This is a genomic window from Nonomuraea jiangxiensis, assembly GCF_900099965.1.
GTDB classification, from domain to species: Bacteria; Actinomycetota; Actinomycetes; order Streptosporangiales; family Streptosporangiaceae; genus Nonomuraea; species Nonomuraea jiangxiensis.
In genome coordinates this window covers 58,028-83,695 of record NZ_FNDJ01000014.1, presented here as the reverse complement: position 1 = coordinate 83,695, position 25,668 = coordinate 58,028, and the positions used below count along the sequence as shown (strand labels likewise).

Genomic DNA, 25,668 nt, shown 5'->3' with positions numbered 1-25,668 from the left:
GGGGTCCGCCCACCCGTTCGCCCACCGGAAGTAAAGTCAGCGCCTGTCGAAAAATGCCCCCAAAATACTTTTCGTTGTGCATTAGCCCTCTAACAGCGGTTATGTCCCTTACTGAGGAGTCACATAGGGGGGTGACGGATCGTGTCGGACACAATGTCCAACCGCGCCGCGGGGGGCGGTCAGGCGGGTACCGTGCCACGGGCCAGGACGCAGGAAGGCGGCCCCGGCAGCGCGCTGGTCACCGACCGGGGCACCACCACCATCGAAGACGGCGTCGTCGCCAAGATCTCCGGACTGGCCGCCCGTGAGGTGTCCGGGGTGTACGCCATGGGCGGAGGCGCGGCCCGGGCACTCGGCAGCGTCAGGGGCATGGTCAGCGGAAGCGGCAGCGTCACGCAGGGCGTGTCCGTGGAGGTCGGCGAGCGGCAGGCCGCCGTCGATCTGGACCTGGTGGCCGAGTACGGCACCGTGATCCCGGACCTGGCCGGAGCCGTACGCCGGAACGTGATCGGGGCGGTCGAGCGGATGTGCGGGCTCGAGGTCACCGAGGTCAACATCAGGGTGGACGACGTGCACCTGCCCGACATGGACCGGGGCACGGGGCAGTCGGAGCCGGAATCCGGGCAGGAGCCCCGGGTCCGATGACACCCGCCGGCTCGAACCCGGAGACAGCCGCCGGCACCGACACCGGTCCGGACCTCGGCGCCGGGGTGATCGCGGAGCGCGTTCGCGGTTGTCCTGGGGTGGCCAAGTTGTCCGGGGGGCCGTTCGGGACGGTGGCCACGTACCTGCCGGGCGACCGGCTCACGGGCGTGTCCGTGGACGAGCGGGCGGTGGAGATCGCCATCGTCGCCACGCTCGACCGTCCGCTGCCGGAGATCGCCGACGAGGTACGGCGGGCCGTGGCGGACCTGGTCGGCGAGCGCCGGGTGAACGTCCGCATCGACGACATCATGGAGAGATCATGAACACCAACCACTGGATGCCCGTGATCGGCATGGCGGCCGGCATCGTTCTCGGACTGGCCGCGGCGTTCGGCGGGCTGGGCGCGTTCCTGCTCGTGCTGGTGCTCGGCGCGGTCGGCTTCCTGGTCGGGTTGTTCGCCGCGCACGGCGAGGTGAGGCTGCCCAACGCGCCAGGGAAGCGCCGATGACCACCACCGGCGGCGAGCAGCGGGCGGGCACCGTCACGGTCCCCGCGCAGCGCCCCGTCCCGCCTGCTGCGCCGGAGCGGCGCGGGCGCACCGAGGTCACGGACCGGGTGGTCGCCAAGATCGCCTGTCACGCCGCCATGGAGGTGCCCGAGGTGCGTGACGTGCGGCTCAGGAGCGGGCCGTTCCAGCGCGGGCCGGTCAGGGGCGTGCCCTGGGGCCGCTCGTCGAGCGCGGAGGTGCGTGGCGACCGCGCCACCGTCCACCTGGCCGTCGGCGTCGCCTACCCGGCGCCGCTGCGCGCCATCGGCAGGCGGCTCAGGGAGCACGTGATCCGCCGCGTCACCGCCCAGACCGGCGTGTACGTCTCCCGCCTCGACATCACCATGATCGACGTGGGCGGCGAACTGTCATGACAACACGGGACTCGGACGCCGACAGGGATCGGCAGGAGGTCTGCGCCGTTCCTCCCGAGCGCGAGAACGCGCCCGAGAGCGAGGGCGCGCGCCAGGCCACCGACACAGAGCAGGCCGAAGGTGCCTACCGGGCGGAACTGCCTCGGCGCGACAGGGGCGCTGATCGGGCGGTCAGGCGGATGTTCCGGCCGTACCGCAGGATTCCGGCCGTCGTGGTGGCGGTGCTGCTCACGCTCCTGGGCCTGCTGGTGGCCGCCGAGACGATCTCCACGCTGGTCGGCCGGCCGCTGTTCGTGGTGCCGTACGACCGCCTGCTCGCCTGGGCGTCCACCACGCCGTGGGCGAACCCGCTGGTAGCGCTCGTGTCGGCGATCGTGGCACTGGTCGGGCTGGCCCTGCTGGCCACCGCGCTGGTGCCGGGCCGGCCGACCATGATGCCGGTCCGCAGCCGCGACCCCGACCTGGCCGTGGGCCTGCGCCCGAGGAGCGTCACCAGGACCCTGGCGCACGCCGCCGAGGAAGTGCCGGGCGTGCGCTCGGCCCGGGTCAGGATGCGCCGCCACACGGTCACCGTCACGCCCGTCACCTCCGGATGGGACGAGCCGGAGGTGCGCCAGGCGGTACGCCAGGCCGTGCTCGACCGGCTGGCCGGGCTGGACCTGGTGGAGCCGTACCGGGTGGTCGTCGGCGGGAAGGAGCGCAGGTGAGAGCGCAGATGAACAGGAAGACCGCGCGGGTCAACCGGTGGGGGCTGGCGGTGGTCGGCCTGGTGCTGACCATCCTGGGCGGGCTCGCGCTGGCCCGCGCCCTGGGCGCGTTCCCGGGAAGCTGGTCGGCCGGGACGCCGATCGCGGGCGGTGACGTGGCCGGGTTCTTCGCGGGTGCCAGCCCGTGGATCTGGTGGGCGGTGGCGCTGGTCGCGATCGTGATCGCGCTGCTGGCGCTGCGCTGGCTGTTCGTCCAGGGGCGCAGGCAGGCGCACGGCGTGGTGCGCGTCGAGAGGAGCCCGGCGGGCGTCACGGAGGTGGCCGCGGGCGGCATGGCCGACGCGGTGGCCACCGACGCCGCCGCCGGCCCGTCCGTGCTGAACGCCGACGCCGACGTGTCAGGCCCGGCCCCCCACGTACGGCTGCGGATGGCCGCCGACGAGAAGGCCCCGATGGCCGAGCTGACCGGGCACCTGTCCACGGTCACGCTGGCTCACCTGCGCGACGCGCTGGAGCGGGATCATGTACCGGTGGTGGCCCGCGTTAGCCTGGAGCCCTCACCTTCGCAGCACCGGATGGTGCGCTGACGAGAGGGGCCGTGTTGTCCGTCGTGAAGATCAACGTGCTGACCGTGCCGGCCGACATGCGGGAGGAGCTCGAACGGCGCTTCTCCAGCCGGGCGGGGATGGTGGAGTCGGCCGCCGGGTTCGAGTGGTTCGAGCTGCTCAGGCCGGTGGAGGGCACCGACCGCTATCTCGTCTACACGCGCTGGCGCAGCGAGGAGGACTTCCAGGCGTGGCAGCAGGGCGAGGCGTTCCAGCGCGGGCACGCCCAGGCCGCGCAGGCCGCGCGGGCCCAGGGCCACGGCGGCGGGCACGGGCATGGTCACGGGCACGGCCAGGGACCCGCCGCGACGGACTCGGAGGTGTGGTCCTTCGAGGTCACCGAGAGCGCCGGGCCCAAGTCCTGATCGATCACCCGTCCAGGGGGTTGCGGGTGATGCGGTCCACGATGCCGCCGCGGACGAACCGGCCGGCATAGCTGGACGGCTTGCGCGCCCCCTGCTCGGAGATGCACGCACTGAACTCCTTGGCGATCTGCAGCCGCGGATAGTGCTCCAGCACCTCGCGGCGCAGGTCCGCGGGGATCTCCTCGGTACGGCGGCCCGAGATGTCCATCCCGGTGGAGAGCTCCAGCAGGTGGCCCTCGGGGTCCTCCTCCACCGCGACCTCCTCCCACATGTGGCGGATGATCACCTCGCTGGCGCGTACCCGGCGCTCGGGCGACCAGCCGGCCCCCGCGCAGAAGGCCCAGGCCACATGCCCGCCGGCCTCCTCGAACGGCACCGTGTGGCTGTCGAACTCGGCGGCCAGCCCGATGTCGTGCAGCATGGCCGCCACGTAGAGCAGCTCGGCGTCGAAGGAGATGCCGTTGTCGCGCGCGTAGACCGACGCCCACAGGTAGGCGCGCACGGAGTGGTTGAGCAGAGACGGCGTGTGGTAGCGGGTGGCCACCTCCAACGCGCCGCGGCAGGCTGGTGTGTCCGGGATCACGAGATCGTCGAGTTTCACCTCACCAGCATGTCCCGGCGGTACGGCCGTTCGCCAGCCGGGGTGCCCGGTTAACGAATCATGCATTCGACTTGACCAGTTGATCGTCAGTCCGAAAGCATGTCGCACCCTCAACTTCTGTCCCGGAAGGAATCTGGCGTGCGCCGGCTCGCGATACCCCTTGCTCTCATGCTCGCACTAGGCGGGCTGGTGAGCCCCGCGCAGGCCGACAAGGTGGCCCGCACAGAGGAGTGCCAGGGTGACTGGTTACCGGCCACACCGACGGCGAGCGACGTCATGGACGGCGAGATCTCGCTGGTGGGGCTGCCGCCGTACAAGCTGGGCAAGAAGATCAACTGGGGTGCGAGCCCGTACGACAACCGCTCCTGGGAGTTCGTGTTCCAGTCGCTGCGCTGGATGGGCGCGCTGGTCGTCGAGTACGAGAACAGCGGCGAGCGGCGCTACCTGGACCGCGCCACCGAGATCGCCAAGGACTGGGTGGCCAACAACAAGCACGGCGCCCGCACGACCAAGCCGTACGTGTGGCAGGACCACCCCGTCTCGCTGCGCACGCAGCCGCTGCTGTGCCTGAGCAAGCACGTCAACGAGAGCTGGCTCAAGGAGAGCCTGGCCGAGCACGCCAAGCTCCTGTCGGACCCGCGGCTCTACAAGAAGGGCCACAACCACGGAATCGACCAGGACATCGCGCTCATGGGCATCGGCTGCAGGTACGGCCGCAAGAACTGGACGGACCTGGCCGTCAAGCGGCTGACCGAAACGGTCAAGCTCGACGTCGACTCGCAGGGCGCGCTCATGGAGCAGGCTCCCCGCTACGCCGTGTACGTGAACAGCCGCCTGCGGGTCGCGATGGCCAACCTGAAGGCGTGCGACCGGAAGGTGCCCGCCGAGATCGCCAAGCGGACCGACGCCCTGAACGACTTCGTCGCCCACGCCACCATGCCGAACGGCTACATGGTGCCCCTCGGCGACGGCAGCGCCGAGACCGAGCCGAAGATGGACGTCAAGACCCCGAAGCAGAAGGTCCGTACCTACCGCGCCGGTTACGTGTTCGGCCGCACGGCCTGGGACGACCGGAACTCGGCGTACTACTCGCTGCGTTACGGGCCGGGGATGAAGTTCCACGGGCACGAGGACCATCTCGGCGTGACGTACTACGCCAAGGGCCGCGACATCCTCGTGGACGGCGGTTTCCACTCCTACGAGAAGAGCGCCTACCGCTACTGGACGCTCTCGCCGGAGGCGCACAACGTCCCGACGGTGGTCGGGGCCCGCTTCAAGCCGCGTACCGCCTCGAAGCTCACGGCCACCAAGTACGGCGACGACCGGCAGTCGTTCAAGCTGACCGACCAGGCCTACGGCGTGAGCCGCACCCGATCGGTGCTGGTGAACCACGGCGACGACCTGATGGCGGTGCTCGACACGGCCTCCGGCGGCAAGAAGATCCAGAACGTGTGGCGCTTCGACCCGTCACTCAAGCTGATCTCCAAGAGCGGCGGCAAGGTGGTGCTCGGGGACGACAAGTTCAAGGTCACCCTGCTCCAACTGTCGTCCTGCGACCCGGTCGGCGGTCAGCGGGTGGAACGCGGCGGCAAACTGGGCTGGGTATCCCCCACGTACCTGTCGAAGAAGCAGACGAACGTGGTGATCTCCCCCTCCGCAAAATCCCTCCTGACAGTGATCGTCCCGAACACCGACTCCCCCAAGGTCTCTTGCTCGGCCAGCAAGGTAACGGTAGACGGCATCACCTTCCCAGCCGACCTGTTCTAGACCGCGGTACGAGCCCCACCCAGCGCCCACCCGTTGCCTGGCTACACGGTGGGCCGCCGGGATCCCACCCCGAGCGGTCCTCGCTCCGCTCGGGCTGTCTCCTTTGTGGGCTTCGCCCAGGCGAAGGGCCTACCGGCCCGCGCATCGTTCCTCGGTCCTTGGCTTGGAATGCTAAGGACTCCGGCCGCAGCCACGTGCGTGTTGTTCCAACGGCCGGAAACGCTGCCCCGCCCACGGTTGCGATCGGGGGCACCCCCGGATAGGAGTTAATCGCACACTTCATCTGGCGCTTCCTGTGGGAGTTCTGCCCTGGCCGAGATACAGGTCCCTCGGCCGGGGGCCACTTCGGCCGGCATGTCGAAGTCGCACCAGACGAGACGGTGCCCGTGGGCAATCCGGTCAGTGCCCCAACAGGTTGAAAGAGCGTCCACGATGGCGAGCCCTCTACCAGAGGTCTCGGCCTCGCCCACTTGGCGGGGAATGAAGCGCTTTTCTGGCACATCGACACCAGGGTCGATGACCTCCAGACGCACGAACTCGGGAGCGAAGCCCAGGCGCATCTTGACCCAGTCCCGTTGTGGGCTGGTGGGCACGTGAAGAAAGCTGTTGTTGACCAGTTCGGTCGCCACCTGCGTCACATCGCCGAACAACGGGTGAGCTGTGGCAATCCAAACCTTGAGGACTTGTCGGGCCCTCCACGATGCCAGCTCGCTGCGGCGTAGGACCGTACCTCTCCATATGTCGACGGTCGGGCGTTCTGACAGGGTTCCGATTGGCACAGATCACCTCTTCATCCAGCTGTCGTCAGCATCACACGCGGCCTTGGGTCCGCTTGTAGCATCCGCTGACGGCGTCTCCCGAGTTGTTTGCCAGGGTGACAGGAATCAACAGCGCACAGCACATCCCGCGAGTACTTGTGTCACACGGATTAGGCGGTCATCCTGTGTGATGGATGCGTGTGACAGTCATGGCACCTGATCGGAAGGGCTCTCATGCCGGCCCCCAAAGAGCTAGATCCCGAAGCCAGCGCCGCCGCTCGCTTCGGCTACGAGCTACGCAAAGCGCGAGAAGCCGCGGCCCTCACGCAAGGACAGCTCGGCGACCGCATGGGCTACCACGCCAACGCCGTGGGCATGATCGAGCGCGGAGAACGCGTGGCTAAAGCCGAGTTCGCTCGGGCGGCAGGAGAGGCTCTTGGGCTGGAGCCCGACGAGTTGGTCAAACACTTGCCCATCAGCAGGCGCGAAACCATCTTCAAGACCCTCGTTCCTTGGCTGGAGATCGAGGCCAGCGCACGGGAGCTCTGGACATGGGAGCCGACGATCGTTCCCGGCCTGCTTCAGACTCCTGAATACGCCAGGGCCATCGTGGAACAGAAACCTGGCATCGTTCCCGAGCAGATAGAGGAAGCCGTCCGCGATCGTATGGCGCGGAAGGAGATCTTCCACCGGACGTATCCTCCCCAGCTGTACGCGGTGCTGGACGAGTCGATCCTGTATCGTCCGATTGGGAGCGAAACCGTCACCCGCAATCAGCTGGCGCATCTCATCGAAGTGGCCCACGGTCCTATCACGATTCAAATCCTCCCATTCAGCGCTCGCGTGACCGCTGGGCTTCTGGGCGGTTGTCTGATCGCACATATGGCCGGCAGACCTGCTGCCGCCTTCGTTGATTCGCCGGTTAATGGGAAGGTGTGGGATAGAGAGTCCGAAGTAGAGATTCTTATCCGTCGATACCAGGCATGCCGCTCCGAGGCACTCCCCCAGAGCCTTTCGCTCCGAAAGATTGAAGAGAGGTTGGATCAAGAATGGAACTGCAGTTGAACGAGGAACTTGCCACCGCCGCATGGCGGAAGTCCTCGTTCTCGGGCGACAACGGCAACTGCCTTGAGGTCGCACCGCTGTCAGGCGGGCGGGTGGGCATCCGCGACACAGAGGCGCCCGAACAGTCCCCGTTCGTCGTCAGTGGGTCCGTATGGGCAGCCTTCATCGACGGCGCCAAAAAGGGCGAATTCGACTTCTAGTTTCGCACAAAGCCCCTGATGTCGCGGCAGGGGCTTTTCCTTCCCTCGGTTCCCCGCTGTTGCTTTGTTTGTGGGCGCCACAAACAACTGCAAGTCCGACATTCGTCGAGTGCAATCCCAATAGGCGATGGGGATGGCTGCCGAACTCCGATGCAATAGCTTGCGCCTTCGCAGAAGCACTCCTGAAAGAATGGTGGGCGTGAGCGACATGGCCGCGAAGCACCGCCTGGAGTTGGCGGACAAAATAGGATCCGCCAGCTGGCGCAAAGCGCTTGAAACGGTGCCCCGCGAGCTTTTTCTAGGGGATGCCGTCTATGTGCCCGACAAGACCCGCGGCGACCTGTGGACGCCGGTGCGACGCTCCGACATGAGTACGGATGACTGGCTGACCCTCGTCTACGCGGACGCGACGCTGGTGACCCAGGTCGCCGGCATCACGGCAGACGCCGCGACAGGGGCCGTGACCGGCTGCCCGACCTCATCATCAACCCTGCCCAGCCTGGTAGTACGGATGTTGGAAGCCGCCCAGATCGGCGAAGGCGACAGGGTCCTGGAGATCGGCACCGGCACGGGCTATTCGACGGCGCTGATGTGCCACCGGCTCGGAAATGCCGAGGTCACCTCGGTCGAGTACGACTCGGTGATCGCCTCTCGTGCCCGTGCGGCGATCACTGCGGCGGGGTTTGCCCCGGCCTTGCCACAGGGCGATGGGCTGTATGGGTACGCGGAGAACGCCGAGTACGACCGGGTAATAGCGACCTGTTCAGTTCGTACGATCCCCTACGCCTGGGTACGGCAACTCCGCGCGGGCGGCACCATTACGGCTCCGATGGGGGGATGGATGGGTGGCGTCGCGTTCGCTCACCTCACCCTGACCGACGGTGGCACCGCGAGTGGCCGCTTCCTCGAAGACAGCCTCTACTTCATGACGGCCCGCGCCCACTGGCCGCCTCCGCGCCCTCCGATGGTGAGAGGCATCGGAGAGGCGCGTAAGAGCAGGGTCGATCCGTCGATCCTGGAGGACCGGACAGCCGTGTGGATAGCCCAGCTCGCCATCCCGCAAGCACAGATCTCCTGGGGCGACGGCGCCACGTTCCTGGTCGACGCCGGCACCGGTTCGCGGGCTGAGGCACTGTCCGACCCTGGAGGGGGTGGGTGGTGCGACAGCACGGGCCGGTCAGGCTGTGGGATGAGCTTGAAAAGTCCATCGAGGCGTGGCAGGGGGCGGGCCAGCCGCATCAATCGGGCTGTGGGTTGACCGTCACACCCGATCGGCAATGGGTCTGGCTGAGCGAGCCCGGAGGGCCGACCTGGGATCTTCCCGCATAGGCAGCGACAAAGGCCCCGCGTTGCGGCTGTCCGTGTTCCAGGAAGTATGAATCTGATCGCTGCGAGGGTGGCAATTGTCGGGACGGATGGATCAGGTGAAGGCGAGTACGAGCCTTTCAAGATCGCGCTAGCATTGCCGAGTTCTTGGGCCTCCGCCTCCTATTTGCGGCTTGCCCGAGACAAAGCCGTGCCCCGGGCTGCGTGCTCGCAGAGGCAATCCCGGGGCTTATGTCGCCCACGTTAGCACCCCGTGTCCGGGGTGAGAGGGGCAAGGTCGGCCAATGAGCATTGAGTGAGCTGTTTTCATCCTCGGTGGACCCATGAAAGAGCCTCAGTGAGGGTGTATCCCAATTCGTCCCTGGCCGGCAGCGTGGATGCGCAAAATTCGGGTTTCGCTGGTAGGGCATGACGAACAACCTGGTGCTGGGCCGGCTCAACGTGGTGCAGGCGGCGTTGAACCTGCTCTCACCCAGGCGTGCAGCGGGACGTGATCAGACCACGTGCTCCGGGCGTAATCGACGAAGCATTTCCGTACGCGGCCCTCGCCGGCGAACACGTAATCAATCTTCCGCCTGCGGGTCACGTAGGTCCAGCGCCGGCGCGGGTCGCATTCGTCGCGGCCCTTGTAGGCCGCGGCGGCGTCGCGCGGCACCAGGTTGAGATCGCCGCCGATCACACCCCGGCCGAGCTTGAACAGCTCGCGCAACTGGATGTGCCGGTAGGGCCTGCCCTTCTGCCTGTCGTCGTAACTCGATCCCGACGAGAAGTGCGCGGTGCAGAACGCCCGGTCGGCCGTGCAGACGGCATACCTGCGGGCTCCCCACGGCGGCGAGGTCAGCGGGTGCACGACGAGGCCGGTGTCCGCTCCGGCCACGGCCAGGGTGACGCTCAGCACCCCACGCGGCCTGCCGTTTCTGTCGGGCAGGCACTGGTATGGGGAACCGTCCGAGTACTTCAGCCCGGCCGACCGGACGCTCCAATTCCGGCCGGTACGGCGTTCGAGCTCGTGTTCCAGGTCGGCGTCGGCGCCCGTGCAGAACTCCTGAAGGAAGACCACGTCCGCCTCGGTCGCCAGCACTGCCACGTGCCAGGCCAGCTCGGCGTTCGAGCGGCGAAAGAGCGCGCACCCAGCGTTGGTGCCCGCACAGACGTTCCACGTCATCACGTGGAGGAGAGGGGGCCGTGCCTGTACGGACAGGTTCGGGAACAACAGCCCGGCGATCACGAGCTGGCTGATCATCATCACCGAGCTCCCTCCACACATGATCCGAGCCGTCAAAAGACCGCCCAACCGGCATATCTGGCAATCAGGAGCCTATGGGTCTTCATGGGGTCAGACCCGTGCGTACGAGCTGCCGAGAGCCTCTTATGCCAACCCGTCCCGGTTCTCTCCTGCTTGATCAGCCCGATCAGGTTGGAAAAGCCTCAGTGGAACGAGTTGCGCGGCGAATTGATCGCTGCAGAAGACGAGGCCGAGGTCGCGCGTCGCGGCTGTCAAATGCTCGCGGAGGAAAGAGCACATCGGCTCGTCGAAGCCAGAAAACGTGGGCCATCCACACGGCTGCCTGGTTCTCCAGGATCGACGGATCGGCCCTGCTCTTGGGCGCGTCTCCGATACAGCGATTGCGGCTGCTCGCTCTGGCCAAGGCTTGAAGGGCTCGATCGGCCGCAGGCCCTTCGCCTGGGCGAAGCCCACTCGTGGGACAGCCCGAGCGGTAGCGAGGACCGCTCGGGGCGGGCTCCCGGCAGCCCACCCCGGTAACCAGGCAACGGGTGGGCGCGGGGCGAGCGCAGCGAGCCGAGGTTGTCGGGGCGGGATCCCGGCAGCCCACCCGGTAACCAGGCAACGGGTGGGCGGGGGGTCAGAGGGTTTCGCGGCCGGCTCTTAGGAGGCCGTACGTGACCGCCTGCTCAAGGGCCTGCCACGACGCGTCGATGATGTTCTCCGCCACCCCGACCGTGGACCACTCGGCGCGGTCGTCGCTGGAGGTGATGAGGACCCTGGTGACGGCGTCCGTGCCGTGGGTGCCCTCCAGTATGCGGACCTTGTAGTCCACCAGCTCCAGTTTGGCCAGCTCGGGGTAGAGCTGCTCCAGCGCCAGCCGTACGGCCTTGTCCAGGGCGTTGACGGGGCCGTTGCCCTCGCCGGTGGCCACGATGCGCTCGCCCTTGGCGTGCACCTTGACGGTGGCCTCGCTGACCAGCTCGCCGCCCTTCGTACGCTCGACGATCACCCGCCAGGACTCCACCTCGAAGTGGCGCCTGCGCTCGCCCCGCACGGTGTCCCGCAGCAGCAGCTCGAAGGACGCGTCGGCGGCCTCGAAGGTGTAGCCCTGCGACTCCAGGTTCTTGACCTCCTTCACCAGGGCCTTGGTGTGGTCGGGGGTCAGCTCGTAGCCCAGCTCGCGGCCCTTGAGCTCCACCGACGCCCGGCCCGCCATGTCGGAGACGAGCATGCGCATGTCGTTGCCCACCTCGGCGGGGTCGATGTGCTGGTAGAGGTTCGGGTCCACCTTGATGGCGCTGGCGTGCAGGCCGGCCTTGTGGGCGAAGGCGGAGGTGCCGACGTACGGGGCGTGGGAGTTGGGGGTGACGTTCGTCACTTCGGTGATGGCGTGGGCGATGCGGGTCATGTCGGCCAGCGCGCCGGCGGGCACGAGGTCGAAGCCGCGCTTGAGCTGGAGGTTGGCCACGACCGTGAAGAGGTTGGCGTTGCCCGAGCGCTCGCCGTAGCCGTTGGCGCAGCCCTGGACGTGCGTGGCGCCGGCCTGGACGGCCGCCAGGGTGTTGGCCACCGCGCAGCCGGTGTCGTCGTGGCAGTGGATGCCGACCCGGGCGCTGCTCCGTACCGCCTCCTGGACGACCTCCCCGAGCTCGTCGGGGAGCATGCCGCCGTTGGTGTCGCACAGGGCGATGACGTCGGCCCCGGCCTCGGCGGCGGTCCTGACGACCTCCAGCGCGTAGGCGGGGTTGGACTTGTAGCCGTCGAAGAAGTGCTCGGCGTCGAGGAAGACTCGCTGGCCCTCCGCACGAAGGTGGGAGACCGTGTCGCGGATCATCGCGAGGTTCTCCTCAAGGGTCGTGCGGAGGGCCAGCTCCACGTGCCGGTCGTGACTCTTGGCGACAAGGGTCACGACCGGCGCGCCGGATTCGCGCAACGCGGCCACCAATGGGTCGTCGGCGGCCTTTACCCCGGCCCGGCGGGTCGCGCCGAACGCGGCTAGTCGCGCGTGCTTCAGGTCGAGCTCTGTTCGGGCTTGCCTGAAGAACTCTGTGTCCTTGGGGTTGGCGCCCGGCCAGCCCCCTTCGATGAAGCCGACGCCCAGGCTGTCCAGGTGACGCGCGATGGCGAGCTTGTCGGCGACAGTCAGGTTGAGCCCCTCCTGCTGGGCGCCGTCACGCAGCGTCGTGTCGTATACGTGGAAGCGGTCGTCGGCCATGGGTCTCTCCGGAAGTTTCAGGTTTCTGGGAGTTCTGGCGGGTCTGCGTGCGGATCCTGCGAATCGTGGAAAACAAAAAGACCCCTCACGGACGTGAGAGGTCTGCGCGCCGGCGGTGTCCCTTGGTCAGCCGGCGCGCCTGCCGATAATGAGCAGACCGCTGAACATAGTGCTCATCAGTCTGCCACACGTGGTCACCATCTGGCACATCGATCTCACCTTGTGGGATGAGGGTCGTTACACCACGACACCGCCGCCGCCGGTGATGGCACGTTCGAGGGCCGCGGGGTCGAACGCCTCCTGGCCCATCAGCTGCCCGTTGAGCAGCACCGTCGGGGTGCCCTCCAGCCGTACTTTGGCCGTCTGCGCCAGGTGGTCCTCCGCGTACGACTGCGAGGTGACGCACTGGTCCACGTCCGCCCCCGCCTGCCTGGCGGCCCGGGCCAGGTCCTCGACGGTGAAGCCGGAGGCCACCCCGTGCGGCGCGGGCTGCATGGCGTAGAGCTCGTCCCGGAAGGCCAGCCAGTTCTCCTCCGGCACGCAGCGGGCGGCAGCGGCGGCGCGGATGGAGTTGGAGCGCATGGGCTCGTCCTGGAAGATCGTCACGGCGTGGAAGACGACCTTGACCTTGCCCTCCGTGGCCAGCTTCCGGATCGTGGCGTCCACCCTGGCGTGCAGGTCCTTGCAGACGGGGCAGTCGAAGTCCTCGTACAGGTCGAGTACGGGGGCCTTGCTGGACCGGTCGGCCAGGACCATGGTGCCGTCGACCTGGCGGGTCAGCCGTACCCCGTCCGGCGACGCGTCCGGCTCCGAGAACGCCAGCACCCCGAGTACGACGATCGCCACGCACGCCATCGCGACCGCCACCAACCGCTTCATCATCAGCCCACTTCCCACGTCATCGATCGCGCAGACCCTACCGGAAATGGAAACAATGGCCGCATGAAGGCATATCTTCTGGACCCCGCCGTAGCGCAATATGTCCGGACTCACAGCACCGCGCCCGATCCCCTGCTGGAGGAGCTGGCCAAGGAGACCGCGGACGTCACCGGAGACTCCGCGGGCATGCAGGTCTCCCCCGACCAGGGCAGCTTCCTCACGATGATCACCCGGCTCACGGCGCCCCGGGTGGTCGTGGAGGTGGGGACGTTCACCGGGTACTCGTCGGTGTGCATCGCCCGCGGGCTGACCGGCGGCCGGCTGTACTGCTTCGACGTGAGCGAGGAGTGGACCTCGATCGCCCGCCGCTACTGGCGCCGGGCCGGCGTCGAGGACCGGATCACGCTCACGCTCGGGCCCGCGCTGGAGACGCTCGCCGCCTTCGACGAGACGATCGACCTGGCCTTCCTGGACGCCGACAAGGGCAACTACCCCGGCTACTACGAGCTGCTGCTCGACCGCCTGCGCCCGGGCGGGCTGATCATCGCCGACAACACGCTGCGCAGGGGATGGGTGGCCGACCCCGCCCACGCGGAGACCACGACCGTGGAGATCCGCGAGTTCAACGACCTGGTGATCGAGGATCCGCGGGTGAGCGTGCTCATGCTGCCGTGGGCCGACGGCATGACCATGATCATGAAGAACTGAGGCGTCCGGGTGGGACCACCCGCCCGCGCGGGCGATCCCACCTGGCCCGACTAGACGATCTTGTGGACCCAGTTGTGGGAGTCGGGGCGGGCGCCGTACTGGATGCCGACGAGCTCCTCACGCACCCGCGTCGTCACCGGGCCCTGCTCGCCGCCGGCGACGGTCCAGGAGCGGTCGGCGCCCTTCACCGAGCCGACCGGCGTCACCACGGCCGCCGTCCCGCACGCGAACACCTCCGTGAGCTCCCCTGACTCGCACCCGGCCTGCCACTCGTCGACCGAGATCAGCCGCTCCTCCGTCCTCAGGCCCAGCTCGCCGGCCAGCTCCAGGATGGAGTCCCGGGTGATGCCGGGCAGCAGGGTGCCGGTCAGAGCGGGGGTGACGAGCTTGTCGCCGAAGACGAAGAACAGGTTCATCCCGCCCATCTCCTCGACGTATTTGTGCTCGTGGGCGTCCAGCCACACCACCTGGTCGCAGCCGTTGGCCACCGCCTGCCGCTGCGCCACGAACGCCGCCGCGTAGTTGCCGCCACACTTCGCGAAACCGGTGCCGCCGGGGGCGGCCCGCGTGTACTCGGTGGACAGCCAGACGGAGACGGGCTTGACGCCCCCCGTGAAGTACGAGGCCGCGGGCGAGGCGATGACCATGTACCGGTAGGTCCTCGACGGGTAGTTCACCCCGAGCCCCGCCTGCGTGGCGATCATGAAGGGGCGCAGGTAGAGGCTGTGCCCCTCGGTCGTCGGCACCCACTCCCTGTCGGTCTCGACGAGCAGGTCCAGCGACTCCACGAACGTCTCCTCCGGCAGCTCCGGCATGGCCATCCGGACGGCCGAGCGGTTGAAGCGGGCGGCGTTCGCGTACGGGCGGAAGGTCACGATCGAGCCGCCGCCCTGCCGGTAGGCCTTGAGCCCCTCGAACAGCTCCTGCGCGTAGTGGAAGACCGCGGTGGCCGGGTCGAGGGAGAGCGGCCCGTACGGCATGAGCCGGGCGTCGTGCCAGCCGCGGCCCTCGGTGAAGTCGATGGAGATCATGTGATCGGTGAAGAAGCTCCCGAAACCGGGATTCGCCAGTACCTGCGCCCGCTCGGCAGCGGTGCGAGCGTGGTCGGATAGCTGCACGTCGAAGCTGAGCTTCTGAGCGACGGTCATGACGGAGGTCCTTCTCTCTGCGATTCTGCGCAATCTACCGAAGTCTGCGGGGCTGGAGGACACTGCCCTGAGGCGGTGCGTCCTTCCTATTGTCTCGCTATATGGGATGGCAAGCGGTTGATGGGGTGCTTCGCTGGGTCCGCACATGAAAAAGCGCCTGGAGGCCCTTGTGGGGACCGCCAGGCGCAGGTGAGGGGCTAGGCGGTCCTAGCCGGATACTCGCGCGGTGATCTCGTCGCCGATCTCGTGGGTGGCGCGGCCCGCCCCGCCTGCCAGCCGGTCCACGAGGTCGTCGGCGACCGCCTGCTCGACCCTGGCCGCCTCGGCCCGCAGCCCGAGGTGGTCGAGGAGCATGGCGACCGACAGGATGGCCGCGGTCGGGTCGGCCTTGCCCTGCCCGGCGATGTCGGGAGCGCTGCCGTGCACCGGCTCGAACATGCTGGGCGCGGTGCCCTCGGGGTTGATGTTGCCGCTGGCCGCCAGGCCGATGCCGCCGGCGACGGCCGCGCCGAGGTCGGTGATGATGTCACCGAACAGGTTGTCGGTGACGACCACGTCGAACCGCTCGGGCTGGCTCACGAAGAACATCGAGGCCGCGTCGATGTGGCTGTAGTCGGTGGTGACCTCGGGGTAGTCCGCCGCCACCCGGTTGACCGTGCGCTGCCACAGGTCGCCGGCGTAGGTGAGCACGTTGGTCTTGTGGACGAGGGTCAGCTTTTTGCGGGGCCGCGACCTGGCCTTCTCGAACGCGTAACGCACCACGCGCTCGACGCCGTGGGCGGTGTTGAGCGACTCCTGGGTGGCGATCTCGTGCGGCGTGCCGCGCCGCATGACGCCGCCGGTGCCCGCGTAGAGGCCCTCGGTGCCCTCGCGGACGACGACCATGTCGATGTCCGCGGGCGTCGTGTCTGCCAGCGGGGTCGTCACGCCGGGGAACAGCTTGACCGGCCGCAGGTTGACGTAGTGGTCGAACTCGAACCGGATGCGGAGCAGCAGATCGCGCTCCAGGACGCCCGGCGGCACGCTGGGGTCACCCACGGCGCCGAGCAGGATCGCGTCGTAACCGCGCAGCTCTTCCAGCACCGCGTCGGGCAGCGTCTCACCGGTGCGGTGGTAGCGCGCGGCGCCCAGGTCGTAGTGCGTGGACTCGAACTTCGTGCCGACGGCCTCCAGGACCTTGAGCCCTTCGGCCACGACCTCGGTGCCGATGCCATCCCCGGGGATGACGGCCAAGCGGATGTTACGCGACTCCATGGCGGTACCTTACCGGCTCGTCTCGACTGACGAACACATCATCTCAACTCTCGGACGTCCGATTTTAGGTGGTTTACAACGCTTTGACCGTTTCGTTAGAGTTCGTCCAGCCTAATCCACGCACCGCTGCGTGGAGCCGGGGACCCAACCTCCCCCTGGGGCGAATCGGCGCAAGCCGTAGGGCCACTTCCAGGCCCGAGCCCGTCAGCTAACCCGGTAGGCCACGTGGAAGGACAGACCACTGTCTCGCATCGCCATTTGCCTGGCGGCGGCGGCCGCCGGGCTCACACTCGCCTCTCCGGCCCAAGCCGCCACCCCCGAAGTCACTCCCCAAGCCGCCCCCCAGGACCCCGGCATCACCACACTGACCGGCCCCCAGGTCAAGCACGTCCAGCAGAAGAGCCAGCCCAAGCCGGCCTGGAAGGTCGCCCTGAACTTCGCCATGCGCAAGCGCGGCATCCCCTACGTCTGGGGCGGAACCAGCGACAGCGGGTACGACTGCTCCGGACTCGTGCTCAAGGCGTACAAACACGCCGGGATCGAGCTGCCGCGGACCGCGGCGGAGCAGTACAACGCGTTCTCCAAGAAGATCTCCTGGGACCATCTCAAGCCCGGTGACCTGGTCTTCTTCTCAGGACTGGGACACGTGGGGATGGTCTCCAGACCCGGTTACATGGTCAACGCGCCGCACACCGGCGACGTGGTCAAGGAAGAACCGCTCTCCGACTGGCGCAGGGACTCGTTCGTGGGCGCGGTCCGCCCCGACCCCAAGGGCGTACGCCGTTCGACGCAGCAACGCCACGACCCGCCACCCTCCATGCTCACGGCGACCCTGTGAGCAACGGCGGCCCCGCACGACCATCGCGGGGCCGCCCCCTCGCTTCCCGTCGTGTCACCCGCGCCCCGTCGTGTCCTACCGGCGCGTTCGTGTCCTAGCGGCCGGAATGCTGGGGCGCGCCGCCGTTGTCCCTGCGATCCAGCGCGGTCTGCACGGCCTCGGCGGCCTTGTCCTCGTGCTCCTCGGGGCGGTTCGCGGCATGCGTCTCGTACATGTGACTCATCTCATTTCGCGAGCGTTCCAGTGGGGGATTCGGATCCCGATCGGGCCGATCTTGTGATCCGGATCACGAACCCCGGACAAAAGGGGCTTACCGGCCGACGCATCCCCGCTCACCGCGGCGGGTCGTCGACCTGCCCTAACAGGCCCCGCCGCGGCAGGTAATGAGTACGAGAACCTGGCGCATATCCCCACCACAGTACCCCGAGCGTCTCGTTGGATGTCCTAGCATCTCGCATCGTGAGACAAGCAAGGGGGCCGCCCCCGGGACGATCCGGGCGGCGGCCCCCTTTCGGAGCGGGACTGCTCAGTCCTCCACGTCCACCGAGCGGCCGCTCTCGGCGCCGATCTCGGACACGATCTGGTCGACCACGTCGGCCGGGATCGCCGAGTCGACGGTCAGCGCGATGAGCGCCTTGCCGCCCTTGACGTCCCGGGCCACCTGCATGGAGGCGATGTTGATGCTGTGCTCGCCGAGCAGGCGGCCGACCACGCCGACGATGCCGGGACGGTCGGTGTAGGTGAAGAAGCACAGGTGGGCCGTCGGCTCGATCTCCATCTCGTAGCCGTTGACCTCGACGATCTTCGTGATCTGGCGCGGGCCGGAGAGCGTGCCCGAGACCGAGACCTGGCGGCCGTCGGCGAGCAGGCCGCGCACGGTCACGACGTTGCGCCAGTCGGGGCTCTCGGAGCTGGTCACCAGCTCAACGGTCAGGCCGCGGTCCTTGGCCAGCAGTGGCGCGTTGACGTAGGTGACCTGCTCCTCGACCACGTCGGCGAACACGCCCTTGAGCGCCGCGAGCTCCAGCACCCGCACGTCCTGGGAGGCGATCTCGCCGCGCACCTCGATGTCGAGCTTGGTGGCGACCTCGCCGGCCAGCGCGGTGAACACCCGGCCCAGCTTCTCCGCCAGCGGGAGGCCCGGCTTGACGTCCTCGGCGACCACGCCGCCCTGGACGTTGACGGCGTCGGGCACGAACTCGCCCGCGAGCGCCAGCTTCACGCTGCGCGCGACCTGGGTGCCGGCCTTCTCCTGGGCCTCGTGCGTGGAGGCGCCCAGGTGCGGCGTGGCGACGACCTGGTCCAGCTCGAACAGCGGACTGTCGGTGCACGGCTCCTTGGCGAACACGTCCAGGCCCGCTCCCGCGACGCGTCCCTCCTTGATCGCCGCGTAGAGAGCGCCCTCGTCGATGATCCCGCCGCGCGCCACGTTGATGATGCGGACCGACGGCTTGACCTGGTGCAGCTCCTTGTCGCCGAGGAGCCCGACGGTCTCCTTGGTCTTCGGCGGGTGCAGCGTGATGAAGTCGGACTTCTTCAGCAGCTCCTCGAAGCTGACGAGCGTGACGCCGACCTGGGCGGCCCGGGCGGGCGGCAGGTAGGGGTCGTAGGCGATGATCTCGACCCCGAACGGCAGCAGCCGCTGGGCCACCAGCTGGCCGATCTTCCCGAAGCCGACGATGCCGATGACCTTCTCGTCGAGCTCGACCCCGGTGTACTTGGAACGCTTCCACTCCCCGGCCTTGAGCGCGGTGTGGGCCTGGGCCGTGTTGCGCGCGCTGGCCAGGATCAGCGCGACGGTCTGCTCGGCGGCGCTGGTGATGTTGGAGGTCGGCGCGTTGACGACCATGACACCGGCCTTGGTGGCCGCCTCGACGTCGACGTTGTCGAGGCCGACACCGGCCCGGGCCACGACGCGCAGCTTGGGCGCGGCGGCGATGGCCTCGGCGTCGACCTGCGTGGCGGAGCGCACGATCAGCGCGTCCGCCTCCGCGAGCGCGGGCAGCAACTGGGAACGGTCGGCGCCGTCGGTGTGGCGGACCTCGAAATCAGCGCCGAGTACGGCGAGGCCGGCTTCGGACAGTTCCTCTGCGACCAGAACGACGGGCTTGTTCACTGGCGTGGATCCTTTGGGACATGCTGCGGGCTTGCGGGGGACACGTCCACGGATCCCCCGGCGGTCCCACAGAGTCTATCCACCGCTTGTGAACGCTTTCACGAGATACCACATGGTGAGACGAGCGCTGTCCGTACCCAGCGTCCGCCAAACTCATCCAGATGCGCATGAATCTTGTCTTGATCGGGAGATTTATTGGCCATTAGCCTGATAAGCCGTGGCCGACTACCTATGGTTCGTCATATGAGCATCGGGAATCCTGCGCTTGCCGACGTGCTCGCCCGGCATGGCACGCCTCACCGCCTCCTGGGCGCCCTCGCCGACGGTGGAGTCCTGGTGGCAGTGCGACCAGATCGTTCGGTCGTCCTAGGGACGACCCAAGCCGGTGACCGAGTGCTCCTCGGTTACACCGGCCCTGCTACATACGCCAGACACCGCGGCAGCCATTCCCTGTCGGCCTGCGACGCCGACACCATCCTGGACATCCAGCGCGTCACCGGCGTGCGGGAGATCGTGATCGACGCGGCCGGCCCCGCCGCCGCCGCCGTGCCCATCGATGACCTCCAGCGCTTCCTCACCTCGACGCGCTCAGGTCCGACGCCCGTCCTGTCGGGGGCCGTGCCGGCCGCCTACGCGACGGGCGCCATGGCGACCGTGTCCCGCGGCTCCGCGCTGGCCCAGGTGGCTCCCCCGAGCACGGATGCGCCCGCGCTGCCGTGGGTGCCCGCGCCCCGGCCGCACCTGTCGGGCCCCATGCAGCAGGTGGACCCCGGGTACCGGCGGTGCACGCATCCGATCCTGCCCGCGCTGCGGCAGGCGATCGCGTACCTGCTGATGGACTTCCCGCTGGTGCACCACGTGTGGATCTCCGAGGCCCGTACGGCGTCCGGGGCTCCCGGGATCATGCTGCACGTCAAGGTGCACATGACGGCCGCCGAGGACGTCGTCCGCGATCTGCATCGCCTGGTACGCGCCCGGCTGCCGCAGTTCGCCGCCTCCGGGGCGCCGATCCTCATGGCCCGGGTGGCGGACACGCGCAGCGAGCGCCGGATGATCGAGATCGGCGCGCACGTGGTGTGCGCCGACGTGAGGGACTGACCCACGCGGCGGGTACGGCGGGGCCCAGGTGACCGGACCCCTGCCGTGCGCGCCGCCGAATGGGCCTACCAGTCAAGCGCTCGCTCGGTTTCAATGGGTTCATGATCGCATCGGCGGTGACCCCGCCCACGGTCCCCAGGAGCGTGCGCCTCGGCTACGGTGTGGGGTCGTTCTGCACGTCCACGGTCAACGCCGTGCCCGGCCTGCTCCTGCTGTACTACATGACCAACTTCCTGGCCGTGCCCGCGTGGCTGGCCGGGGTGGTGGTGACCGCGCCCAAGGTCTGGGACCTGGTCATCAACCCGCTGGTCGGCCGCTGGTCGGACCGGACCAGGTCACGGATGGGCCCGCGGCGGCCCTGGTTGCTGGCGGGGGCCTGCACGTTGCCGATCGCGTTCTTCCTGGTGTTCGCCGGGCCGCCGCTGACCGGGGTGCCCGCCGCCCTCTACGTGGGGGTGTGCTTCCTCGCGACGGCGACGGCGTACGCGCTGTTCGAGGTGCCGTACAAGGCGATGCCCGGCGAGATGACGCACGACTACCACGAGCGCACCTCGCTGCTGCAGTGGCGGATGGTCTTCGTCGGCGCGGGCACCGCGATCAGCGGCGTGCTGGCGCCGATCCTCGTGACCGGCCAGGGCGAGGAGGGCACGCTCGGCAGCTACCGGCTGATGGCGGCCACGATCGCGGTGATCCTATTGCTGTCGATGTTCGGCGCGTTCTTCGGCACCGCCCGGGCGCCGATGACGGGGGCGTCCGAGGGTGACCGGGGCGGCTGGCGGGAGCAGTTGGCCGCGATCAGGGGCAACCGGCCCTTCCTGTGGATCACGGTGCTGGCCTGCACGCAGCAGCTGGCGGTGAGCATGATGCTGGCCGCGGCGCCGTTCTTCGCCGCCTACACCATCGGCTCGCCCAAGGCCACGCAGACGCTGTTCGCCGCGCTGGTCGGCCCGATGCTGCTGACCATGCCCCTGTGGGTGTGGCTGTCCAAGCGCTTCGACAAGCGGGGGGCGATGGTGCTGGCCGCGCTGCTGTTCGGCGGCGGGACCGCGCTGGCGATGGCCACCCCGGTCTTCGGCCCGCTCTACGCGCACATCGTGATCCTGCTGGTGGGGGTGGGCATCGCCGGGGTGCAACTGCTGCAGTTCTCGATGCTCGCGGACGTGATCGCGGTGGACGCGGCGCGGACGGGCAAGCGCAGGGCGGGCGTGCTGACCGGGTTGTGGACGGCCATCGAGAGCGGGGTCAGCTCGTTCGGCGCGCTGATCTTCGGGGTGATCCTCTCGCTGGGCGGCTTCGTCGAGTCCGAGCCGAGCAGGCCGGTCCAGCAGCCGGACAGCGCGGTGACCGCGGTCCTCGTCGGGCAGACCACGGTTCCCGCGCTGATCATCTTCGCCTCGGTGCTGATCACCCTGAGGTATCGGCTCACGCCACCCGGCGCGCCGGCACGAGCCGAGTCCGGGTGAACGCCCCCGCCACCAGCGCGGCCAGCAACGGCAACCCCACCACCGCCGCGACCAGGAACGGCCAGGGAAGGTCGATCGTCGTGGGCCCGGGGTCGTAGAGGGCCTCCCCCGGCCCCCGATAGCCCGACCGCGTCATCGGCCAGGTCAGGGCCACACCGCTCACCAGGCCGCCGGCCAGCCCGACCACGGCGCCCAGGCCGGCGATGTAGGCCGCCTGGCCCGCCACCACGAACCTGCGCACCCGCGGCGGGCCGCCGACCGCGGACATGGTGTCGAGGTCCTGGCGCATGTCGGCGGCGGCCAGGCCGGTGGCCGCGAACGTGCCGCCGAGCACCACGACCATCGACGCGCCCAGCAGGGCCAGCAGCATCGTGAACCGGGTCTCGTCGTAGCGCTGCTCCACGCGCACGTAAACGCTGTCCTGCACCGCCCGAAGGTCACGCTCCAGGCGCTCCAGGTAGGGCGGCGTGTGAGGGGCGAAGACGACACGCTCGGCCACCCGGAACCCGGCGGCCGTCACGGCGGAAGGGGGCAGGAACACGCCGGTCTGCGCGGGTTCGGCCCCACTGGACACCACGGCCGCCACCTTGAACCGCTGGGGCGGCACCGGATCGCCGAACCTCCGGACGGCCTCGATCTCGATCATGCCGTCGCGGACCAGCCCCGGATCGAACGCCACGGCCTTGCCCGCCGCCAGCGCGGCGGCGGCTCGCGGGTCATGGCGGCCCTGGAGGAAGGCCAGCAGCCTCTCATCGCCGATCGGCTGCATGAACATGAAGCTGTGCACGAGCGTGTCGCACTTATGGGTGCCCTCGCAGCCCTCTGGCTCCCGGAAGATGTTCATGTCCACGGATCTCCCCTGCGCGTCCAGTACCCCCAGCCCGGGGATCAGGCTCACGCCGGGAAGCCACCGGCCGATCTCCGCCCGCAGTCGTCCCCATTCCGCGTCGTCCAGGTCACTGCCGCCGATCGCCAGGGTGCCCACCGGGGCCAGCGCGGCGCGATTCGCCTCCCGCTCGGCCAGGGCGCTGCTGAGGCCGATGCCCAAGGTGATCGTCCCCATGGTGGCGGCCATGACGGCCGCGGCGGCGGAGGCCGTACGGACGCGGTGGCGGGAGGCGTCGCGGACGGTCAGGCGCAGCGGGAGCGGCAGCCGGGAGGAGAGCCGCCCTGTGGCCTGGACCAGCCACTGCATCAGCGCGACCAGGCCGAGTACGAGCAGCACGGCGGCCACCGCCACGGAGAGCTGCCCGTGGCGCACGCTGTAGAAGGTCGTGCCGAGGCCGAGCGCCACCAGCACGAGCCCGAGCACGGGACGGCCCGCGCGGCGCCGGGTGTCCACAGCGGCTCGGCCCGCGAGCAGCTCGGCAGGGCTCTGCCGGGCCGCCTGCACGGCCGGCACCAGCGCGGCGACCAGGCCGCTGACCACGCCCAATGCGGCCACGCCGAGCACCTGCCACCATGGCACCTCGGCGGGGCCCTGCGTCCAGTCCGCCCGGGCGGCCACGACGGGTTCCACCAGCAGGCCCGCGGCGATGCCCAGGGCCACCCCGAGCAGCGCCGCCGCGCCGCCGAGCACCAGGCCGTCGGCGAGCACGATGGTCCTGAGCTGCCGGCCGGAGGCGCCCTGCGCCGCGATCACCGCCAGTTCCCTGCGCCTGCGCCGCAGCCCCACCGCGAACGCGGGACCCGCCAGCAGCACGACCTCCATGACGACGATCACGATCGCGAGGCCGAGCCAGACCAGGTCGTCCTCGCGGCCCGGTGACCGCAGCCGATCCTCGCCGAGCTCAGCCGGCGTCGGGCTCTCGATCACGCTGCGGGAGCTGACGGCCATTCCCGCCTGGTTCAGGCGGCGGATGTCCGCCCGCTTGACGGGGCCGGGGGTGTCGGCGAGCCAGCCGCTGCTGCTGCCGCCGTCAGGCAGGGGGCTCCCCGGTACGCCGACGACCTCCTTGATGCCCGGCCGGTTGGGATGTTCGACGACGCCGACCACCCGCGCCGGCCGATCCCGCCCGGCCAGTGTGATCGTGCCGCCCAGCCGCACGCCCCGGTCGAGCAGTGCGGGGGACACCGCGACCTCGCCCGGCGCGGCGGCGAACCTGCCCCGCACCAGCGGGCGCATCCCGCGCGTCATCGGGTCCCGCAGGTCCACCTCCAGCACGTCCACCTGGTCGTAGCCGTCCGCCAGGCGGGCGTCCACGACATCGGTCTGGTAGCGGAGCAGGCGGCCGTCGAGCAGGGTGTGGACCTCGGCCTCCGTCCACGGCCCGCGCTCTCGCGACGTGGGCGGTGGAACGTCGAACTCACCGTGGTAATACTGGTCCGTAGGGCGGAAGCGGGAGACGGTCAGGCGCGCGTCCGCCGCGCCGAGCATGGAGTCCAGCTTCTCCTGCGGGGTGAGGTCCGTGGTGGCGGCGCCGGTGAGCACCGCTGTGACGACCAGCACGGGCAGGCCGATCATGACCATGATCAGTGCGCTGCGGCCCCTGAAGCGCAGCGCGTCCCTGCGGGAGAGCCGCAGCGCGGCCAGGAAGGCGCTCATCTGGCGCTCTCCAGCCGCACGGAGGTGGACTCCACGATCAGGCCGTCGCGCAGGTAGACCACCCGGTCGGCCCAGGCGGCGTAGCGGGGCTCGTGGGTGACGAGCAGCACCGCCACGCCCGCGTCGCAGCGGGCGCGCAGCAGTTGCAGGATCGCGTCGCCGGTGGCCGTGTCGAGCGCGCCGGTGGGCTCGTCGGCCAGCAGCAGCCGCCGCTCACCGGCCAGCGCCCTGGCGATGGCGACCCGCTGGCGCTGGCCGCCGGACAGCTCCTCGGGGAAGCGGCCGGCGACCTCGGCCGCCCCCACCTCCTCCAGCACGGCCAGTGCCTCGGCGCGGGCCCGGCCCTGGCGCACGCCGTCCAGCTCCCTGGGCAGCATCACGTTCTCGGCGGCCGTCAGGGACGGGATCAGGTTGAGGTCCTGGAAGACGTACCCGACGCTGGTACGCCGGAAGGCGGCCAGGTCCTTCACCGTCGCCAGGTCCGCGCCCTCGACCGTCACGGTGCCCGAGGTCGGCCGGTCGAGCCCGCCGGCCAGGTTGAGCAGCGTCGACTTGCCCGAGCCCGACGGGCCCATGACCGCGACCAGCTCACCCGCCGCGACCTCCAGGTTCACCCCCTTCAGCGCGCGCACGTCGCCATGCTCGCGGGTCACCTCCGCCAGCCTCACCACCACGGTCATGAGCTCTTCTCCTTGGAAACGGCCTCGCAGTGGTCCAGCCAGCGCTGCTCCGCCTCGGCTTTGAAGATGGACGAGTCGATCACCAGCCGCTCCGCGAGCCCCCCTGTCGCGGCGCGTTTGGTCCTGGTGAGCTCCTGCAGGGCGCGCATGGTGGCCGCGCGCTGGGCCTGGATCACCTCGGCCACGTCGACGGCGCCGCCGGCCACGGCCATCGCGATCTTGATGACGAGTTCGTCCCTGGGCCGGTCGCCCGGTGCGACGGGGGTGCCGAACCAGCGCTCCAGCTCCTCGCGACCGGCCCCGGTGATCGCGTAGACGGCACGGCCCTGCTCGTCGGCGCCGCCGGGCTCGACCAGGCCGTCACGTTCCAGGCGGGCGAGCGTGGTGTAGACCTGGCCGATGTTGAGCGGCCAGGTCCCGCCCGTCGCGGCCTCGAATTCGACCCGGAGTTGGTAGCCGTACCGGGGCCCGCGATCCAGGAGCGCGAGCAGTCCATGTCTGATCGACATGGATACTGAGTATGCATACCGAGTATG

26 protein-coding genes and 1 riboswitch are annotated in these 25,668 nt (G+C 69.2%); of the genes, 15 read left to right on the top strand and 11 right to left on the bottom strand.

The features are described 5' to 3' along the window. Window positions 1-153 precede the first annotated feature (153 nt). From BLS95_RS29305 to BLS95_RS29275, 7 genes are read left to right on the top strand one after another with little or no spacing between them, the layout of a single operon-like run. Entirely contained in the window at window positions 154-645 is a 492-nt protein-coding gene (locus BLS95_RS29305) for an Asp23/Gls24 family envelope stress response protein (protein WP_090938346.1), read from the top strand. Beyond that, window positions 642-968: an Asp23/Gls24 family envelope stress response protein gene (locus BLS95_RS29300; RefSeq protein WP_090938342.1), complete on the top strand. Its 327-nt coding sequence runs from the start codon at window positions 642-644 to the stop codon at window positions 966-968. The genes BLS95_RS29305 and BLS95_RS29300 overlap by 4 nt, the downstream gene beginning before the upstream one ends. Beyond that, window positions 965-1,153 carry a DUF2273 domain-containing protein gene (locus tag BLS95_RS29295; protein ID WP_090938339.1) on the top strand — a complete coding sequence of 63 codons (189 nt, stop codon included), beginning with the start codon at window positions 965-967 and terminating at the stop codon, window positions 1,151-1,153. Before BLS95_RS29300 ends, BLS95_RS29295 begins: the two co-directional genes overlap by 4 nt. Beyond that, window positions 1,150-1,566, top strand: a complete 417-nt coding sequence (locus BLS95_RS29290) for an Asp23/Gls24 family envelope stress response protein (protein ID WP_090938336.1) — start codon at window positions 1,150-1,152, stop codon at window positions 1,564-1,566. The genes BLS95_RS29295 and BLS95_RS29290 overlap by 4 nt, the downstream gene beginning before the upstream one ends. Continuing rightward, window positions 1,563-2,273 carry a DUF6286 domain-containing protein gene (locus BLS95_RS29285; protein ID WP_090938333.1) on the top strand — a complete coding sequence of 237 codons (711 nt, stop codon included), beginning with the start codon at window positions 1,563-1,565 and terminating at the stop codon, window positions 2,271-2,273. The genes BLS95_RS29290 and BLS95_RS29285 overlap by 4 nt, the downstream gene beginning before the upstream one ends. Next, window positions 2,270-2,860, top strand: coding sequence for an Asp23/Gls24 family envelope stress response protein (locus BLS95_RS29280; RefSeq protein WP_143043909.1), 591 nt, complete (start codon window positions 2,270-2,272; stop codon window positions 2,858-2,860). The genes BLS95_RS29285 and BLS95_RS29280 overlap by 4 nt, the downstream gene beginning before the upstream one ends. A 14-nt stretch (window positions 2,861-2,874) precedes the next feature. Continuing rightward, window positions 2,875-3,243 carry an antibiotic biosynthesis monooxygenase family protein gene (locus tag BLS95_RS29275; protein ID WP_090938994.1) on the top strand — a complete coding sequence of 123 codons (369 nt, stop codon included), beginning with the start codon at window positions 2,875-2,877 and terminating at the stop codon, window positions 3,241-3,243. Between the two features lie 4 nt (window positions 3,244-3,247). Here BLS95_RS29275 and BLS95_RS29270 read toward each other — a convergent pair whose 3' ends face one another. After that, entirely contained in the window at window positions 3,248-3,844 is a 597-nt protein-coding gene (locus BLS95_RS29270; RefSeq protein ID WP_090938327.1) for an HD domain-containing protein, read from the bottom strand. Between the two features lie 168 nt (window positions 3,845-4,012). On the opposite strand from BLS95_RS29270, the gene BLS95_RS29265 reads away from it, so the two are divergent. Continuing rightward, window positions 4,013-5,611, top strand: coding sequence for a heparinase II/III family protein (locus tag BLS95_RS29265; RefSeq protein WP_090938324.1), 1,599 nt, complete (start codon window positions 4,013-4,015; stop codon window positions 5,609-5,611). Window positions 5,612-5,877: 266 nt separating this feature from the next. Here the strand turns inward: BLS95_RS29265 and BLS95_RS29260 are convergent, their stop codons facing one another. Next, entirely contained in the window at window positions 5,878-6,240 is a 363-nt protein-coding gene (locus tag BLS95_RS29260) for an ATP-binding protein (RefSeq protein WP_143043908.1), read from the bottom strand. A gap of 363 nt (window positions 6,241-6,603) precedes the next feature. On the opposite strand from BLS95_RS29260, the gene BLS95_RS29255 reads away from it, so the two are divergent. The 3 genes from BLS95_RS29255 to BLS95_RS29245 all read left to right on the top strand — a co-directional run bounded on the left by BLS95_RS29255 (window position 6,604) and on the right by BLS95_RS29245 (window position 8,892). Then, a complete protein-coding gene (locus tag BLS95_RS29255) occupies window positions 6,604-7,434 on the top strand; it encodes a helix-turn-helix domain-containing protein (protein WP_090938320.1) in 831 nt (276 codons plus the stop codon). Continuing rightward, complete coding sequence (locus tag BLS95_RS29250) at window positions 7,419-7,634, top strand: DUF397 domain-containing protein (RefSeq protein ID WP_090938318.1); 216 nt, start codon at window positions 7,419-7,421, stop codon at window positions 7,632-7,634. Before BLS95_RS29255 ends, BLS95_RS29250 begins: the two co-directional genes overlap by 16 nt. Window positions 7,635-7,842: 208 nt before the next feature. Continuing rightward, window positions 7,843-8,892: a methyltransferase domain-containing protein gene (locus BLS95_RS29245; protein WP_245765379.1), complete on the top strand. Its 1,050-nt coding sequence runs from the start codon at window positions 7,843-7,845 to the stop codon at window positions 8,890-8,892. Window positions 8,893-9,396: 504 nt separating this feature from the next. Here the strand turns inward: BLS95_RS29245 and BLS95_RS29240 are convergent. The 3 genes from BLS95_RS29240 to BLS95_RS29230 form a co-directional block, all read right to left on the bottom strand. After that, complete coding sequence (locus BLS95_RS29240) at window positions 9,397-10,206, bottom strand: endonuclease/exonuclease/phosphatase family protein (protein ID WP_090938315.1); 810 nt, start codon at window positions 10,204-10,206, stop codon at window positions 9,397-9,399. A gap of 619 nt (window positions 10,207-10,825) precedes the next feature. Then, window positions 10,826-12,403, bottom strand: a complete 1,578-nt coding sequence (gene cimA, locus BLS95_RS29235; RefSeq protein ID WP_090938312.1) for a citramalate synthase — start codon at window positions 12,401-12,403, stop codon at window positions 10,826-10,828. A gap of 237 nt (window positions 12,404-12,640) precedes the next feature. After that, on the bottom strand, window positions 12,641-13,285 hold the full coding sequence (locus BLS95_RS29230) for a DsbA family protein (RefSeq protein WP_090938309.1): 645 nt from the start codon (window positions 13,283-13,285) through the stop codon (window positions 12,641-12,643). Window positions 13,286-13,345: 60 nt separating this feature from the next. Here BLS95_RS29230 and BLS95_RS29225 point away from each other — a divergent pair, with 60 nt between their 5' ends. Further along, window positions 13,346-13,990 (top strand): O-methyltransferase, encoded by a 645-nt coding sequence (locus BLS95_RS29225; protein ID WP_090938305.1) that lies wholly within the window; start codon window positions 13,346-13,348, stop codon window positions 13,988-13,990. A gap of 50 nt (window positions 13,991-14,040) precedes the next feature. Here the strand turns inward: BLS95_RS29225 and BLS95_RS29220 are convergent, their stop codons facing one another. Together BLS95_RS29220 and BLS95_RS29215 are read right to left on the bottom strand one after the other, a co-directional pair. After that, window positions 14,041-15,138, bottom strand: a complete 1,098-nt coding sequence (locus BLS95_RS29220; RefSeq protein ID WP_090938302.1) for a branched-chain amino acid aminotransferase — start codon at window positions 15,136-15,138, stop codon at window positions 14,041-14,043. Window positions 15,139-15,345: 207 nt separating this feature from the next. After that, entirely contained in the window at window positions 15,346-16,392 is a 1,047-nt protein-coding gene (locus BLS95_RS29215; protein ID WP_090938299.1) for a 3-isopropylmalate dehydrogenase, read from the bottom strand. A gap of 98 nt (window positions 16,393-16,490) precedes the next feature. After that, a riboswitch (cyclic di-AMP (ydaO/yuaA leader) is annotated at window positions 16,491-16,630 on the top strand. 204 nt (window positions 16,631-16,834) lie between these two features. Here BLS95_RS29215 and BLS95_RS29205 point away from each other — a divergent pair. Further along, window positions 16,835-17,230 carry a C40 family peptidase gene (locus BLS95_RS29205; RefSeq protein ID WP_090938293.1) on the top strand — a complete coding sequence of 132 codons (396 nt, stop codon included), beginning with the start codon at window positions 16,835-16,837 and terminating at the stop codon, window positions 17,228-17,230. A 526-nt stretch (window positions 17,231-17,756) separates the two neighbouring features. Here BLS95_RS29205 and serA read toward each other — a convergent pair. Then, window positions 17,757-19,346, bottom strand: a complete 1,590-nt coding sequence (serA, locus tag BLS95_RS29200) for a phosphoglycerate dehydrogenase (protein ID WP_090938290.1) — start codon at window positions 19,344-19,346, stop codon at window positions 17,757-17,759. A 243-nt stretch (window positions 19,347-19,589) separates the two neighbouring features. Here serA and BLS95_RS29195 point away from each other — a divergent pair, with 243 nt between their 5' ends. Beyond that, entirely contained in the window at window positions 19,590-20,444 is an 855-nt protein-coding gene (locus BLS95_RS29195; RefSeq protein ID WP_090938287.1) for a hypothetical protein, read from the top strand. Window positions 20,445-20,545: 101 nt separating this feature from the next. Next, window positions 20,546-21,907, top strand: coding sequence for an MFS transporter (locus BLS95_RS29190; RefSeq protein WP_090938284.1), 1,362 nt, complete (start codon window positions 20,546-20,548; stop codon window positions 21,905-21,907). Here the strand turns inward: BLS95_RS29190 and BLS95_RS29185 are convergent. Genes BLS95_RS29185 through BLS95_RS29175 form a run of 3 tightly spaced genes read right to left on the bottom strand, consistent with a single transcriptional unit; the run spans window position 21,867 to window position 25,641 of the window. Then, entirely contained in the window at window positions 21,867-24,452 is a 2,586-nt protein-coding gene (locus tag BLS95_RS29185) for an FtsX-like permease family protein (RefSeq protein ID WP_090938281.1), read from the bottom strand. The genes BLS95_RS29190 and BLS95_RS29185 overlap by 41 nt on opposite strands. After that, the gene (locus BLS95_RS29180; protein ID WP_090938279.1) at window positions 24,449-25,132 is read right to left on the bottom strand and encodes an ABC transporter ATP-binding protein; all 684 of its coding nucleotides are present in this window, start codon (window positions 25,130-25,132) and stop codon (window positions 24,449-24,451) included. The genes BLS95_RS29185 and BLS95_RS29180 overlap by 4 nt, the downstream gene beginning before the upstream one ends. Next, complete coding sequence (locus BLS95_RS29175) at window positions 25,129-25,641, bottom strand: PadR family transcriptional regulator (RefSeq protein ID WP_090938277.1); 513 nt, start codon at window positions 25,639-25,641, stop codon at window positions 25,129-25,131. Before BLS95_RS29175 ends, BLS95_RS29180 begins: the two co-directional genes overlap by 4 nt. Window positions 25,642-25,668 lie beyond the last annotated feature (27 nt).